Consider the following 1,228-nt stretch of genomic DNA (forward strand, 5'->3'; position numbering starts at 1 on the left):
GCGAACTGGCGGGCAGCGTTGAGTACCTGGGGGCCGACGTCGGCGAGCTCGCCGTCGCGCAGCAGCAACGCCGGCGCCCGGTCGTCGAGGACCGGGTTGAGGCCCTGAAACCACGCCTGAGCGACGGCGGGGGTGTCGCGTTCGGTGATCAGGCGGGCGGCGCGGTAGGCGATCCGGAGCCGTTCGACGTCCTCGGGGTTGGCGATGGTGCGGGTGCCCTCAGCCCACTGCCGCACCGCCCGGGTTTCGCTGACCCGGCCCAGGTAGGCCACGAGTTTCGCGCCGAGCAGATCGCGCAACGCAGCCACGAGTTCGGGCTGCGACATACGGGCCGCTTCGGCGTAGGCGGCCAAATCCGGCCGGGGATGCGCTGCAGTCATGGTGATCACCTCTCGATCCCAGTATAGATCCCATACCGTGTGACAGCCAGCCGCCAGGGGGATTGCCTGCCGGCGACACCTCGGTGGTCGTGGGTGAAAACGCCGGGTTGGTGGTCGACCGCTCGCTGGCGACAGGCACACTAGGACTGTGACCAGCCGATTCGATGAGGGTGTCGCCCATCTACATCGGTACGTCGCCGTGCACGGCACTAGTAGCCCGCGCCAGCGGGACGTCATCGACGGCTTCCCGATAGGCCGGTGGGTCAACACACGCCGCACCGACTATCGCCGCGGCGTCTTGCCCGCGGAGCGGATCGCGCAACTCGAGTCCGAGTTCCCCGACTGGCGATGGAAGACCAACGCACGGACGTCCTTCGCTGCCGGCCTGACCCATCTGCGTCGCTACGCCGCAGCCCATGGCACCGGCAACGCCCGCCGACACGACGTCATCGACGGATTCCCGATCGGTACCTGGGTCGCCAGCCGCCGCGCCGAATACCGGGCCGGACAAATGCCACCTGAACACGTCCGCCAGATTGAAGCCGAGTTCCCCGATTGGCAGTGGACCCTGCGGACACGAGCACCGTTCCACGTCGGCCTGGACCACCTGCACAGCTACGCCGCGGCCCACGGCACCAGCTCGCCACCCCGCCACGCGACTATCGACGGGTTCCCCATTGGTGCCTGGGTGGCCAAACGCCGCACCGAGTACCGACGACACCGACTCTCGAGCGACCGGATCACCCAGATCGAAACCGAGTTCCCCGACTGGCAGTGGAACTGAATCGCCCCGGGTTTGCTGGAGGCTCGGTTAGTTGGTTCCAGCGTTTGCGGGGACCGGGTTCTCA

General features: G+C 67.8%; 2 protein-coding genes. One reads left to right on the forward strand and one right to left on the reverse strand.

What is annotated here, in order from left to right; all coding sequences use genetic code 11:
- Window positions 1-380: hypothetical protein (locus tag AC4JJG_RS21450; RefSeq protein WP_495405850.1), on the reverse strand; the 380-nt coding region annotated here is incomplete at its 3' end.
- Between the two features lie 148 nt (window positions 381-528).
- On the opposite strand from AC4JJG_RS21450, the gene AC4JJG_RS21455 reads away from it, so the two are divergent.
- The gene (locus AC4JJG_RS21455; RefSeq protein WP_014928963.1) at window positions 529-1,164 is read left to right on the forward strand and encodes a helicase associated domain-containing protein; all 636 of its coding nucleotides are present in this window, start codon (window positions 529-531) and stop codon (window positions 1,162-1,164) included.
- Window positions 1,165-1,228: the final 64 nt, after the last annotated feature.

Source organism: Gordonia sp. B8661-1 (assembly GCF_059427765.1).